At 36.4% G+C, this 15,342-nt stretch carries 10 protein-coding genes; 3 read left to right on the top strand and 7 right to left on the bottom strand.

Going from position 1 to position 15,342, the window contains the following annotated elements; translation table 11 throughout:
- Positions 1-99: 99 nt before the first annotated feature.
- The gene (gene polA, locus DX009_RS00445) at positions 100-2,862 is read right to left on the bottom strand and encodes a DNA polymerase I (RefSeq protein WP_115082638.1); all 2,763 of its coding nucleotides are present in this window, start codon (positions 2,860-2,862) and stop codon (positions 100-102) included.
- 89 nt (positions 2,863-2,951) lie between these two features.
- Between polA and DX009_RS00440 the strand changes: the two genes are divergently transcribed.
- A complete protein-coding gene (locus DX009_RS00440; RefSeq protein ID WP_115082637.1) occupies positions 2,952-3,929 on the top strand; it encodes a polyprenyl synthetase family protein in 978 nt (325 codons plus the stop codon).
- A gap of 480 nt (positions 3,930-4,409) precedes the next feature.
- A complete protein-coding gene (locus DX009_RS00435) occupies positions 4,410-4,889 on the top strand; it encodes a hypothetical protein (protein ID WP_115082636.1) in 480 nt (159 codons plus the stop codon).
- A gap of 333 nt (positions 4,890-5,222) precedes the next feature.
- Here DX009_RS00435 and deoC read toward each other — a convergent pair whose 3' ends face one another.
- The 6 genes from deoC to mnmG all read right to left on the bottom strand — a co-directional run bounded on the left by deoC (position 5,223) and on the right by mnmG (position 11,623).
- On the bottom strand, positions 5,223-6,134 hold the full coding sequence (gene deoC, locus DX009_RS00430; RefSeq protein WP_115082635.1) for a deoxyribose-phosphate aldolase: 912 nt from the start codon (positions 6,132-6,134) through the stop codon (positions 5,223-5,225).
- Positions 6,135-6,222: 88 nt separating this feature from the next.
- A complete protein-coding gene (locus DX009_RS00425) occupies positions 6,223-6,573 on the bottom strand; it encodes a nucleotide pyrophosphohydrolase (protein WP_181792294.1) in 351 nt (116 codons plus the stop codon).
- A gap of 4 nt (positions 6,574-6,577) precedes the next feature.
- Complete coding sequence (gene dtd, locus DX009_RS00420) at positions 6,578-7,030, bottom strand: D-aminoacyl-tRNA deacylase (protein WP_006043986.1); 453 nt, start codon at positions 7,028-7,030, stop codon at positions 6,578-6,580.
- Between the two features lie 27 nt (positions 7,031-7,057).
- Complete coding sequence (uvrC, locus tag DX009_RS00415; protein ID WP_115082634.1) at positions 7,058-8,896, bottom strand: excinuclease ABC subunit UvrC; 1,839 nt, start codon at positions 8,894-8,896, stop codon at positions 7,058-7,060.
- A 266-nt stretch (positions 8,897-9,162) separates the two neighbouring features.
- Positions 9,163-9,693: an adenine phosphoribosyltransferase gene (locus tag DX009_RS00410; protein ID WP_115082633.1), complete on the bottom strand. Its 531-nt coding sequence runs from the start codon at positions 9,691-9,693 to the stop codon at positions 9,163-9,165.
- A 58-nt stretch (positions 9,694-9,751) separates the two neighbouring features.
- Positions 9,752-11,623, bottom strand: a complete 1,872-nt coding sequence (mnmG, locus tag DX009_RS00405; protein ID WP_115083782.1) for a tRNA uridine-5-carboxymethylaminomethyl(34) synthesis enzyme MnmG — start codon at positions 11,621-11,623, stop codon at positions 9,752-9,754.
- A gap of 336 nt (positions 11,624-11,959) precedes the next feature.
- On the opposite strand from mnmG, the gene DX009_RS00400 reads away from it, so the two are divergent.
- Complete coding sequence (locus tag DX009_RS00400) at positions 11,960-15,337, top strand: helicase-related protein (RefSeq protein ID WP_115082632.1); 3,378 nt, start codon at positions 11,960-11,962, stop codon at positions 15,335-15,337.
- The last annotated feature ends 5 nt before the right edge of the window (positions 15,338-15,342 follow it).

Raw genomic sequence — 15,342 nt, 5'->3', positions numbered from 1 at the left:
TATTTATTGTTATACTAGTATAGAAGTATGGATATGCAAACGTTGTTGAAGTTGCACAACATTGCTATTGTTTGTTTATATTGCTTGTTCTGTAAGCATTTAGTGTGCTTCTAACCAATTGTCTCCCCAACCAGCATCGGCTATTAAGGGGACATTCAGTGCATAAGCCTGTTGCATTTCTTCTATAACAATGCGTTCTACACGATCTTTTTCATCGGGAAATACCGAGAAATTAAGTTCGTCGTGTACCTGCAAAATCATTTTAGAGCGAATGTTTTCACGCTTAAATCGTTGCCAAATGCGCACCATTGCCACCTTTATAATATCGGCTTCCGACCCTTGAATAGGTGCATTAATAGCATTTCGTTCGGCATATCCTCTTACAGTAGCGTTTTTACTGTTAATGTCGGCGAGGTATCGGCGACGGTGGAATATGGTTTCGGCATATCCTTTTTGCCTTGCTTCTTCTATAGAAAGGTCCATATAGGCTTTCACTTTTGGGAAAGTCTTAAAGTAATCGGCTATTAATTCCTTCGCTTCGTTGTTTGTTATGTCCATACGTTGTGCCAAACCAAAGGTTGTAATGCCGTAAATTATACCAAAGTTGGCTTGTTTTGCTTTCTTTCGCTGTATGTCTGAAACATCGTTTAGGTCTTCGTGCCATATCTTAGCAGCTGTTGCACGATGAATATCTACCCCTTCGCGGAATGCTTCCATCATATTTTCGTCTTCGGAAAGATGCGCCATAATGCGCAATTCAATCTGACTGTAGTCGGCAGAGAAGAACTTGCAGCCTGGTTCTGGTATGAAACATTTGCGTATTTCTTTGCCATCGTCTGTGCGTACGGGTATATTTTGCAAATTCGGATCGCTCGAAGAGAGTCGTCCTGTTGCGGTTAATGCCTGATTGAACGATGTATGTATATGCCCAGTTTGGGGTTTTATGAGTTTTGGAAGTGCATCTATGTAAGTGCTTAAGAGTTTTTTAATACCCCTGTATTCCAGTATTTTGTGTACAATGGGGTGCTTATTTTTTAAGCTAACCATTACCTCTTCGCTTGTAACATATTGTCCTGTTTTTGTTTTCTTAGGCTTTTCCATAATCTGGAGTTTGCCAAACAAGATATCGCCAACCTGTTTCGGACTTGAAATGTTGAAGCTTTCGCCTGCTAGTTCGTATATTTCCTGTTCGTATTGCTTCATACGTTGTGTAAAAATATGCGATGTTTCTTCTAATGCAGCTGTGTCTAAACGCACGCCATGTAGTTCCATATCGGCAAGAACGGGCACGAGTGGCATTTCTATTTCCCAGAATAATTTCTCGGCATCTACACTTTTTAGTTTTGGTTCTAGCACGTTTTTCAGTTGCAATGTTATATCTGCGTCTTCGCAAGCATACTCGTAAATCTCATTCGGAAGTAGGTCGCGCATATTCTTTTGGTGCTTTCCTTTTGGTCCGATGAGGCTTTCTATTGGAATAGTTTTATAGTTTAAGAGGGTCTCTGCCATATAATCCATATTGTGGCGAAGCTCTGGTTGAATTAGATAATGTGCAATAATGGTGTCGAATAGTTTGCCTTTTAACGTAACACCATATTTATGCAGCACCTCGTAATCGTACTTAATGTTTTGCCCAATTTTAAGAATTGACTCGTCTTCGTATAGAGGTTTAAATATATTTACTATTTTTTGAGCTTCTTCACTATTAGCTGAGATGGGCACATAAAATGCCTCTTGTTCGGCAACAGAAAAGCTTAAACCTACCAATTCTGCGTCTATTGCATCTGTAGAAGTGGTTTCTGTGTCTAGACTGAGATATTGCTTTGTAAACAAATAATCACAAATATTCTTCGCTTCTGCCTCATTCTCAATAAGTTTATAGTTGTGGTGTACTTCTGAAATACCGCGAGAAGGGGCTTTTTTGGGTTCGTCTGCACCAACGGGCGTATTTTCTGCAAATAAATTAAGCTGTAAATTGTCGGTTTTTTGCACTTCTTTATTACCTTTAATAAATTTGTTAAGAAGTGTTTTAAACTCCAATTCGGTGAAGATTTCGCATAGCTTGTCCTCATCGGACTGTTCTATCTTCAGTTCGTCCCAGTTCAGTTCTATTGGAACATCGGTGCGAATGGTAGCCAAGAACTTCGACATTTTAATATCGTCTACGGCAGCTTCCACTTTCTCTCTTAGCTTTCCTTTTATCTGGTTGGTATGTTCGAGCATATTATCTATAGACCCAAACTGGTTGATAAGCTTTGCTGCAGTTTTTTCTCCTACGCCTGGACAGCCAGGAAAATTGTCGGCTGTATCGCCCATAAGTGCCAATAGGTCTATTACTTGAGCTGGGGTGGGAATGCCATATTTGGCTTCCACCTCTTGCGTACCTATAATATCGTATCCTCCACCGTGTCGTGGGCGATACATATATACATTTTCTTGAATGAGCTGACCATAATCCTTGTCGGGTGTAAGCATATATGTGCTGATACCCTTTTTGCCAGCTTGAGTTGCAATAGTGCCTATAACATCATCGGCTTCGAAGCCATCTACCTGTAAGATAGGTATATGCATAGCTTCAAGAATTTGTTTTATGTAGGGAACAGACAGCTTTATGTCTTCTGGTGTTTCCTCTCTTTGCGCCTTGTATTCGGGATATGCCTCGTGGCGAAAAGTGAGTCCGTGGTCGAAAGCCACTGCAATGTGTGTTGGATTTTCTTTTGTTAAAACTTCGTTTAGTGTATTGCAAAAACCCATAATTGCCGATGTATTCAATCCTTTTGATGTGATACGAGGGTTACGAATAAGGGCATAGTACGACCGAAAGATGAGTGCGTACGCATCGATGAGAAACAATTTGTCCATTGTATAAATCTTATTTATGGGTAAAATTACTAAAAAAATACCATAATTACCGATATAATTCATTATTTTTGTATCAAAATAGTTTTCCAATGGATTATCTGTCGATTATAAAAAAACCAATTAGTCAGGAATTAAACGAATTTATCTCACTGTTTAACAAGTCGTTAACGCACAGCGATGGCTTACTTGCACGTGTGTTAGAACATATTCGTAACAGGGGAGGGAAGCGTATGCGACCTATATTAACACTACTAATAGCGAAGAATTTTGGTGCAGTAACGTTTGTTGCGCAACATGCTGCAGTAGGGTTAGAACTTCTTCATACAGCCAGTTTAGTACACGATGACGTTGTGGACGAGAGTGGAGAACGCAGAGGACAGGCATCTGTGAATGCCATATATAACAATAAGGTGTCGGTATTGGTAGGCGATTATATTCTTTCGACGGCACTATTGAATGTGGCTTATACAAAATCTGATGAAATTGTAGGCGACCTTGCAGAATTGGGACGTACACTTTCGAATGGAGAAATATTGCAGTTGACTAATATTTCGAACCAAAAGATATCGGAAGAGGTGTATTACGAGGTGATAAAACAGAAGACTGCTGCCTTGTTTGAAACCTGTGCAGAGATTGGAGCAAAGGCTGGAGGAGCATCAAATGAGGCTATTAAGGCTGCAAAACAGTTCGGTCAGCATATCGGAATAATATTCCAAATACGCGATGATATATTCGATTATTACGATTCAACCGAGATAGGAAAACCCACAGGCAACGATATGTTGGAAGGAAAACTGACTCTACCCATTATTTATGCATTGAAATCTACTGGTAATAAAGATATGCTTAACTTGGCTATGAAGGTGAAAGAAGGAACAGTAAGTGCCGATGAAATCGCCCAGTTGGTAGCTTTTGCAAAAGAAAGTGGAGGGATAGAATATGCAGAAAAGAAGATGTTGGAATTACACAACGAGGCTTTACAATTTATTTCTGACTATGTCCGTAACGAAGAAATATCAGATGCGTTGAAAGCTTACTTGGATTTTGTGATTCAACGAAAGAGTTAAGTATGTGCCATAGCTGCTTACTATTTTGTGAGAAATATGCTTTAATTTTGTAAATATTATTTATACAGAAACGGTAGATACCATTTGGCGTTGCAAAAGTGGGTGTTTTGGAGCACAAAACACCCACTTTTGCTGTGTAAAAACCATACTTTTGGAATGCAAAATAGTGCTTTTTACAATGCGTTGATAGTCAAACCGTTATACGAATATTATGTTTGTGAAAGATTTTTACAACATTTATGATGTTTTCTATAACTAACCTCCTTACAGCAATCGTAGCAAGGTACTATACAGATGAACTTATTATGTATTGCAATAACACCAAAAGATAGCTTTCAAAGAATAAGAGAAAGATACGCAAAAACGGTGTTAAAAATATAAAAATATTTAAATTTTATACTTCAAATCGTAATTTTCTACTTATCTTTGTCCTTAAGATTTTAATATAATACTAATTAGTTATAATTAAAAAAAACAAAAATGAAATTAGCAAAACTCTTATTTGGCAGTATGTTTATGCTTTCTACTTTATTCTTTGCTTCATGTAATAAGAAAGGAGAATTTGATAGCCACCCTCCAGCAGTAAATAAAGAGGATTTTAAATTATCTACTTCACAGTCGGGCAAAGATACTCTTTATGTTACGAATAAAGAAGATTTTAAGTTGCATGCTGTAGAATTGCTAAATAAGGCAGACAGGAAACTGCTTTGCAGAGTAAATCTTAATGACGTAAAAAACACTAAGTTAGAGGCTGAAGGTGTAACTTATGGTGAAGTAAAATATACAGGAGGTGAAGCTTCTATAATAAAGATTAATAATTGGGGAACCATCGAAAAAACTACTATTGCACGCCACAAAAAAGCTTATGCTATGGCTTATATTGGCAAAAGCCCCTCGGACATAGAATTAACTCTCTTTGTTAAAGGAGTGAATGGTGCCACAGTTGTAACGGTAAAATAAACTTTTATGGTATATACCAGCAATTGTAGAAAGATGTAAATCGAACATTTTGCAAGTGAAAATAATATTGGTAGGAGGTAGACGTCTATGATATATGTTTACTTCCTATCTTTTTAAATATTTAATAGTGTTCAGTTGATTGTATTGAAACTATTACGGTAATAAAGATTGTTGTATTTTTGGTTTTATGAAATTCCAATAAAATCAATTGCAATGTTATCGTTTCTTCTGATGAATGTGTATATAAAGCAATGCCGTTCTATTGAATTTAAGAAATAAAAAATCCTGATTTCTGCGTTGAAATCAGGATTTTCGTATTGTTTGAACGGTGGTTTAGAAGAACTTAACCTCTTTGCCTTCAATGTCGCTGAGCAGCAAATTGGTGAGACGACTGGTACCAAGACGGAACCAATAGTTGGTGAGCCACTTCTCGCCGAGAACTTCTTTGTAGATGGTATAGAAGATAACGGCATCTATAACGCTGTTTATGCCTCCTGCAGGCTTTAGTCCTACCTGTACGCCAGTTCTGTCGTAGAACTCCTTAATAGCCGTACACATAATGTAAACAGACTCTGGGGTTGCGCTAATTTTCTCTTTACCCGTGCTTGTTTTAATATAGTTAGCACCTGCAAACATAGAGAGTAGGGCAGCTGCCTTTATGTTGCGAGCATTTTTTAAGTCGCCAGTTTCGAGTATAACCTTCATTGGGACATCGCCACAAGTCTGCTTCAATTCACTAATTTGGTTGTAAACATCTTCATAATCGCCCGAAAGGAATTTGCCAACGGGTAATACAATATCAATCTGTGTGGCACCGTCCTTGATGGCAAGTGCCGTTTCGATGGTCTTAACTTCGAGGAATGTTTGAGAAGATGGGAAGTTTCCTGTTACGTTTGTTATGTCTACACCATCTATTTCTAAGCTATCGGCAATCAGTTTTGTGAAGCACGGATAAGCACAAACAGCTCCAACGTGTGGAAGAGTAGGGTATTCCTGTGCAAATTTGTTCACTTTCTCGACCATTGCGAGTACTTCTTCTTCTGTGTCTGTGGTCTTGAGAGTAGTTAATTCTACACTTCCGAGGAGGAATTTCTTGACCTCTACGTTATTGTTTTCTGCAACTTTCTCTTCAATAATCTTCTTTACTGCTGCTTTTACTTCCTCGTCTGTTATGTCGAGGTTGTATTGTTTCAGCATCTCATCGTACTTACTTGTGTATCCAATATTACTATTATTGTTCTGCATAGCACTGTGTAATTTAATTTATTTTGTGTAAAATACTTAATCTTAAACGTGTTGTTATTTCCTGTTTTCTAATGTAACGACTTGTTTTTTATGTGTTTTCAGTTTGTGTTAGCTTCTCGTTTTGCTTGTGTCTGTCTTTGTCTCGTTTTGTTTTTTTATCGAAACTTTTTTGCAATTCCTCTGTTAGATCTACACCAGTTTGATTGGCTAAACATATTAAAACCCATAAAATATCTGCCATTTCTTCTCCAATATTGTGTTTTTCACCCTGTTTAAAGCTTTGGTCGCCGTATGTACGAGCCATTATACGTGCCAGTTCGCCCACCTCTTCGGTAAGACATGCCATATTGGTAAGCTCGCTAAAATAACGTACACCATACTTATGAATCCAGTCATCTACAAGTTTTTGTGCTTCTTTTATGCTTATTTCGTTGTCCATTCTGTTACTCTTTGTTCTTTGTATCCATACATATTGTTACAGGACCATCGTTCAATAGTTCTACTTTCATATCTGCACCAAACTCCCCTTCGCCCACATTTTTCCTCATTGCACGGCTTAATTCTTGGCAGAAAAACTTGTAGAGTGGTATTGAGATTTCGTGTTTGGCAGCGTGAATGTAGCTTGGACGATTTCCCTTTTTATAGCTTGCCATAAGCGTAAACTGCGATACAACAAGAGCTTCGCCGCCTATATCCATCACACTTTTATTCATAACGCCTTGCTCATCGTCGAAAATTCTCAGACCTATAACCTTGTTTACAAGCCATTTAACATCGTTTTCGTCATCGTCTTCACCAATTCCAAGTAATATAAGTAAACCTTTCTGAATGGCTGATTTTATATTTCCATCAATTGTTACCGATGCGTGCTTTACACGTTGAATTACAATTCTCATATCGCAAATGTACTTATTTTATTTTAATTATTCTGTTTTAGGGTGTAGATAATTATATAAAAGCGTTGCTCTTGCGTTTCCAATAACCTTTGTAAGTTCTTGAATGTCAGCAGATTTTATATTTTTCATAATCTTAAATTGTTGTAAAAGCAGCTCTTTAGTCTTGATTCCAATTCCATTTATATCGTCTAACTCGCTGTGTAACTGATGTTTTGAGCGTTTATCTCTGTGAAATGTAATGGCAAAACGATGCACTTCGTCTTGTATTTGTGTAAGAACTTTGAAGAGTTCAGACTTGGTTGGAATACCAATTGTTTGTGGTGGGAACCCATAAAGTAGTTCGTTGGTTCTGTGATGGTCGTCTTTTGCCAATCCTGCAATTGGTATTTCGAGCTTCAGTTCGTCCTCTATAACCTTGCGAACAACTTCCATTTGCCCTTTTCCACCATCGGTTACAATAAGATTGGGTAGGGGAGCGTCTTCTTCTACCATTCGTTTGTAGCGTCGTCTCACTACTTCTTGCATTGATGCATAGTCATCTGGACCAACAACAGTCTTTATATTGTATTTGCGATAGTCCTTTTTTGATGGCTTTAACCCTTTAAAAACTACGCAGGCTGCAACTGCATCGGTACCAGAAATATTTGAATTGTCGAAACATTCAATCTGGTATGGCAGCTTAGGAAGTCTTAAACGGTCTTGTAACTCCTTCATTAACCGAGTTTGTTTCTGCTCTGGATTAAGTTTTTCAGCTTGTTTTAGACGGTCGAATTTGTGTTGTTTAGCATTCATTTCCGATAGTTCAAGTAAGCGTTTCTTATCGCCTCGCTGTGGAATAAGGAAGATTGCGTCTTTTATATGGAAGTCTAATTCGAAAGGAACAATAATCTCTTTTGCCGTACTTTTAAATCTTTCACGAATTTCTGGTATGGCTTCGTTGAGCAGTTCAGCATCAGTTTCGTCTAATTTTCGTTTATATTCGAATGTGAAGCTCTGGTTTATAGCACCATTTGTAACGTGCAAATAGCTTATAAAAGCATTCTTCTTGCTATCATCATTTACTATGGAGAAAACATCAACATCGGCAATAGAATAGCTTACAATCTCGTTTTTTGCAGCGAAATTCTCTAATGCCATATAGCGTTGCTTGTACACTTCGGCTTCTTCAAAGCGTAAATCAGCAGCGCATTCTTCCATCTTCTCCTTCATTAAACGTTGTACTTCTCGTGTATTACCTCTTAAAATTTGTCGTGCGAGTATCATATTTTGTTGATAATCCTCGTACGATTGTTTGCCAATACATGGTGCCCCGCAGTTGCCAAGATGGTATTCTAAGCAGGGTTTATATTTCTTTTGTTCTATGCCTTCCTTAGTAATAGGGTAGCGACACGTGCGTGGTTTATATAGTTTCTTTAGTATTTCTAATATAGCATGCATACTTCCAACGTGGCTATATGGGCCATAAAAACTACCATAGCGCTTGTTTATGTTGCGAGTACTAAAGATTCGTGGGAAGTATTCGTTCGTTATGCAAATGCTGGGGTAAGTTTTGCCATCTTTTAATAATACATTGTAGCGCGGTTGGTACTGTTTTATGAGCTGATTTTCTATTAATAACGCATCTTCTTCGCTTTTTACAACGGTGTAAGTAATATCGTATATTTTCGAAACCAATACTTTTGTTTTAAAACGGTCAGTTTCTTTATGAAAGTAAGATGAGACTCTATTTTTTAAGTTCTTTGCTTTTCCAACGTAAATGATAGTATGCTCCTTATCGTAGTATTGATATGTACCCGGCTTATTGGGCAAATTCGATACTATATTTTTGAGATATGCTAATCGTTTCTCGTTTTCTTCTTTTGTCATTCTCTAACTTCCTTATTCTAAGATAACTTATATGCTTCTTGTTTCACGTGGAACAAAGAACTTTTTCTTATATCCTTTTCTCCTATTTGTTCTTATTTATAAATAGCAATATCATTGTTTTCTAGATAAAAATATCTTTTTTTGTTTTCTTGTTGGCATCTTATTTATCCTTCAAAGTTATTTTTATTCGTTACAATATTCTTTGTGCAATAAAATAATCAGCCAACAATAAAACAATATCAATATGTTTTTTCGCGACGATATGGTTAAAACTGTAGTAGCGATGATATTTCAATATCCTTATCAAATGTATTGCGACTGTTTGGAAACTCTGTTTTAAGTTCTATAATAAAGTTGCAATAAATCTTTTTAGGCTTAAACTTCTTTACAAGATTACATGCTGCACGCATTGTTCCTCCTGTTGCAAGTAGGTCATCGTGTAGTAAAACGATATCGTTTTCGTTAATTGCATCTTTATGAATCTCTATTGTGTCGATACCATATTCCTTTGCATAGCTTTCTTGAATGGTTTCACAAGGTAGCTTTCCTGGTTTACGACAGAGCACAATACCTGCTCCGAGTCGTAAAGCAAGTGCAGATGACATAACGAAACCACGACTTTCTATTCCAACAATCTTAGTAATCCCCTTATCTTTGTATATTTCATACATTTCGTCTATAATCTCTTTAAGTGCTTCGGGCGACTTAAATAAGGTTGTTACATCACGAAAGTTTACGCCTTTTATAGGCCAATCGGGAATACATCTTAAATTTTCGAGTAGTATCTTATTATTCATTATCAATTAGTTATATATTATATTATTTATTATTTGTTACACGTGAAACATGTTGTGTCTATCTTCTCATTAATACTAATAAAACATTTATGTCGCTGGGACTAACTCCTGGTATTCTGCTTGCTTGTGCCAAAGTTTCTGGTTGTATATGTTCTAACTTCTGACGACATTCTGTAGATAGATCGTGTATATTGCTATAATCAAAATGTCCCTTTATCTTAATATTTTCAAGACGATGCATCTTTTCTGCAAAAATACGCTCTCTTTCTATATAACCTTTATATTTCATTTTTATTTCAGCAGCTTCAGTAATTTCATCTTTTCTGTTTGGTAATAATGATAATACTTCTTTAAGTTGCGGAATATAATTTGATAAGTCGTATAAACTTATTCCTGGACGAGCTATAAGTCCTGAAATTTTAATTGAACCTTGTATTGCAGAACTACCAATACTATCCAAATAGCCATTAATTTCATTGGGCTTTATCGCAGTTTTATCGCAATAATTAATGATTCTTTCTATCTGTTCTTTCTTTTTTATCCACCAATTATACCGTCTACTAGTAGCTAAACCAAGTTTAAATGCTTCTTCTGTTAAACGAGCATCGGCATCGTCTTGACGGAGTAATATTCTATATTCAGCTCTTGAAGTAAACATTCTATAAGGTTCGTCCACCCCCTTTGTTGTTAAATCGTCGATTAATACGCCAATATAACTTTCATCGCGTTTCATAGTAAATGTTTTCTTTCCGCTACATAATAGAGCAGCATTAATTCCTGCAACTATTCCTTGTCCGCCAGCTTCTTCATAACCAGTGGTTCCATTTACCTGTCCAGCAAAGAATAAACCTTCAATAATCTTCGATTCCAACGTTGGTTTCAATTGTGTTGGGTCGAAATAATCATATTCTATAGCATATCCAGGGCGATAAATCTTAGCATCTCGTAATGCTGGAATTTTTCGTAATGCTTCTAATTGTATTTCCCACGGCATCGAAGATGAAAAACCGTTTAAATACATTTCGTTTGTATCAACTCCTTCTGGTTCTAGAAATAGGGGGTGCGATGTTTTATCAGCGAAAGTAACAAGCTTTGTTTCTATTGATGGGCAATATCGTGGTCCAATACTTTCTATTTGTCCGTTGAAAAGGGGAGAATCTGGAATACCTTTACGTAATATATTATGTGCATCTTCATTTGTATTGCACAACCAACATGGTAGTTGTGGAAGGTTTCTGTAAGGACCTATAAATGAAAATTGGTGATAATCGTTTTCTCCTGGTTGTGCTTCCATTTCATCGAAGTGAACCGACCTTTTATCTATACGAACTGGAGTTCCTGTTTTCATACGATTCTTGCGAATTCCCCAGCGTGTAATACTTTCTGTTAAATTATGCACAGCAGGTTCCGAGCATCTTCCTCCTTCTACTTTACGTTTACCAATGTGCATAAGACCATTTAAGAATGTTCCTGCTGTTATTACAACTGTACGTGCAAAAAGTTCTATTCCCCATATTGTGCGAACACCTATAGCGTGTCCGTCTTTTACAATAAGTTCTTCTACTTGATCTTGGAAGATATCTAAATTTTCTGTTCCGTCAAGTATTCTTTTCCATTCTGTTATGAACTTTTCTCTATCGCATTGTGCTCTTGGACTCCAAACAGCAGGTCCTTTTGACCGATTGAGCATACGAAATTGTATAGCAGTAGCATCAGTAACAAGTCCCATTTGCCCTCCTAAAGCATCAATTTCTCTAACAATTTGTCCTTTTGCAATGCCTCCTACGGCAGGATTACAGCTCATTTGGGCAATTTTGTTCATATCCATTGTTATTAAACAAACTTTTGCACCAATATTTGCAGCTGCTGTTGCTGCTTCGCACCCAGCATGTCCGCCACCAATTACTAATACATCATATTTAAAAGTAATGCTCATTCTTCGTTTATTTTTCGGCAAAAGTAAGAAATTTAATTGAATTATGTAGTACAACTCCATCATATTACTACATTAATTATAACTATCATTCATCTATTTTTTGCCTCTATAATTTAATAATATTTCGATGTAATATATTGTATGTTAGATGTTTACTTCTTAACACTTAATAATTCTCTATCTAAACAATATTGTTTAACAATGGTATATTCTCAAATTTCATTCAGTTCTGTTCGAATAACATTTTATTTAAAAATTCCATATTCTTTAATAAATAATGCGTAATTTTATAGCCTGAAAACCAACTAATATATAATGGAACTCTAAAAAATGGCACGAATTTACGATAATATCGAAACGAAATTCACAGAAGGACTTCAAGGAATAATTACCAATGTTGGAGTAAAACGAGTAGACTTCTGTGTGGGCTATTTTAATCTACGTGGGTGGAATATAGTTGTAGATCAGGTAGATACAATTACTGGCGACTTTGTTTACGAAGATGATAAAAGAATTTTTCGTAAATGTCGGTTATTAATTGGTATGCATCAGCCTTCCGATGAACTAATACGTCAGCTATATACCGAGCAACAATTGCCCGATGCAAATTATGTTAGCCAATGCAAATTGGCTATTGCGCACGATTTCAGACGACAGTTACAATTAGGTTTTCCAACAAAGCAAGACGAATTTACACTTCGTCGTCTTTCTGCACAGATGAAAGACGAAAAAGTATGTGTAAAATTGTATCTTCGCGAACCACTTCATGCCAAATTATACCTAGCCCATCGTCCAGATGATAATTTCAATAAAATACAAGCTATTATGGGTAGTAGCAATCTTACCTATTCCGGACTAACAAAGCAAGGAGAACTAAATGCAGAATTTGGCGATAGCGATAGTGCCGAAAAATTAGCTTCTTGGTTTGATGACCGTTGGGAAGATAAATTTTGTCTTGATATTACCAAAGAGTTAATAGAAATTATAGACAATAGTTGGGCAGGCGACAAAGAAATACCACCTTATTATATATATTTAAAAACAGCTTATCATCTTAGCGAAGAAGCACGCTCGGGAATTAAAGAATTTTCTATTCCTACAGAATTTAGAGGTGCACTTTTCGACTTTCAACAGACTGCTGTAAAGATAGCAGCACGCCATCTTAATAATGAGAAACGTGGCGGAGCAATGATAGGCGATGTTGTAGGATTAGGAAAAACCATCACAGCTTGTGCCATTGCTAAGATGTACGAAAATACTTTTGGCAGCAATACATTGATTATCTGTCCTGCTAATTTGCAAGATATGTGGGAAAAGTATCGAAAGCAATACGATATGAAGGCAGATATTATGTCAATGTCAAAACCTATTGATGTAGATAATGCCCGCTATTACAAACTTATTATTGTAGACGAAAGTCATAACCTACGTAATAGTCAAGGCATTCGCTATCGCAATATTCGCGATCTTATTCAAAAACAAGATTGTAAGGTTTTATTATTAACAGCAACACCTTACAACAAGCAATATAAAGACCTTAGTAGCCAACTTCGACTTTTTATAGATGACGATATGGATTTAGGAATTCGTCCTGAAGCATATATTCGTGCAATTGGCGGAGAACGGAAATTTGCCGAAAAGCATGAAGATTTTATTAGAAGTATAAAAGCCTTTGAACGAAGCGAATGTCAAGAAGACTGGCAAGAACTAATGAAACTTTTCCTTATCCGAAGAACACGCACGTTCATTAAGGAGAATTATGCAAAGACAGACCCTAAAAACAAACGTAAATATTTGGAGTTCAAAGATGGGCATAAATCTTATTTTCCAGATCGTATCCCTAAAGCCGTGAAGTTTAATACTGTTGAGGGCGACCAATATAGCCGACTCTATTCAAAAGAAATGATAGATTTTATGGAGTCACTTAAGTTGCCTCGTTATGGATTGACACATTATTTAGATGAAAAGAAAGCCGAAGCTGCATCAAAGTATGAAAGTAATTTGATAGATAATCTTTCGCGTGCTGGAGCACAAATGATGGGTTTCTGTAAAAGTACATTCTTTAAGCGTATAGATAGTAGTGGCTATGCATTTTTGCTCACATTATATCGCCACATATTGCGCAATGCTGTGTATATCTATGCTATTGACAATAAGTTAAAATTGCCAGTTAGCGATGAAAATACATTCCCTGAGGACTTTTTAGAAGATGCCGACATCAACGATGCAAATGCAGATTCAGAAAATAGTCAAGAATTTTTTTCTAACAGCAATCTTCTGACAATTCCTAAAGATATGAAAGCTTATATGGAAAAAGCAGAAACATATTACAATGGACTGATAGGAAAGAATAATGTACAATGGATTGATTCTAAATATTTCAAACGTACACTGAAACAGGGGTTAAAAAAAGATTGCGAACAACTTCTCGCTATGATAAATCTTTGTGAAGCATGGAATCCGCAGACCGACCAAAAACTCAACGAACTGGAAAAGCTATTAAGCAACACTCATAAAGATGAAAAGGTTGTCGTTTTCACACAATATTCTGATACTGCCAACTATATTTACAAACAGTTAGAAAAACGAGGAATTAAAAATATCGAGAAAGTAACTGGTGCAACAAAAAATTCAACATCTATTGTAGAACGCTTTTCGCCCATAAGCAACAAAGCAGATATAGAAAAAGAAAACGAACTGCGCATATTAATAGCTACAGATGTATTAAGTGAAGGACAAAATTTACAAGATGCTCATATCATTGTTAATTATGACTTACCTTGGGCTATTATCCGACTAATTCAGCGTGCAGGACGTGTAGATCGTATCGACCAAAGTTCAGAAAAAATTTATTGTTATTCATTTTTCCCAGCCGATGAGGTGGAAAAAATCATTAGTTTGCGTACGCGCCTTAACGAACGTATCAACGAAAATGCAGGAATTGTGGGTAGCGACGAAGTGTTTTTTGAAGGAAACGAACAGAACCTTCGTGATATGTATAATGAAAAGAGTGGAAGTTTAGACGGCGATGACGATGATGTAGATGTAGACTTAGGTTCTTTTGCATATCAGATATGGAAAAACGCTACCGATGCCAATCCAAAACTGAAAAATATAATTCCAGCTATACCAAATATAGCCTATTCTACAAAAGCTGCAACCAATATCAGCGAAAATGGCGTTATCACTTACGCTCGCACATATAACGATTTCGATGTTCTTACTTGGTACAATTCAGAAGGAGATATTGTTAGCCAGTCGCAAAATCGTATTCTTCAGGCAATGGCATGTACAATAAACGAACCTTGCCTACCAGCACAGGAAAATCATCTTGCATTAGTAGAAAAAGCCGTTAAGAGCATTAAGAACGAAAATACTAATGTTGGAGGAATTCTCGGAAGTCGATTTAGTACCAAACGTAAAATCTATGAATTGTTGAATCATTATTACGAACAACCACTTACTCTTTTTAATACGCAAGAAAAGAAAGAGTTGCTGAAATTTGCTATCGACCAAATCTACAATAATCCATTATTGGAGAATTCTAAATTTATCCTTGGAAGAATGATGCGTACAGGAAATACACACGACGATATTGTAGATACTGTTATCGAAATGTACGAAAACGCAAATCTTTGTCGGGTAGACGAAGACAAAACAAAACATAAAGACCCTGTAATTATTTGTTCAATGGGATTAAAAGCCTAAAAGAA

It is taken from the genome of Prevotella pallens (assembly GCF_900454935.1).
Lineage (GTDB): Bacteria > Bacteroidota > Bacteroidia > Bacteroidales > Bacteroidaceae > Prevotella > Prevotella pallens.
This window is presented reverse-complemented; position numbering and strand designations above follow the sequence as displayed.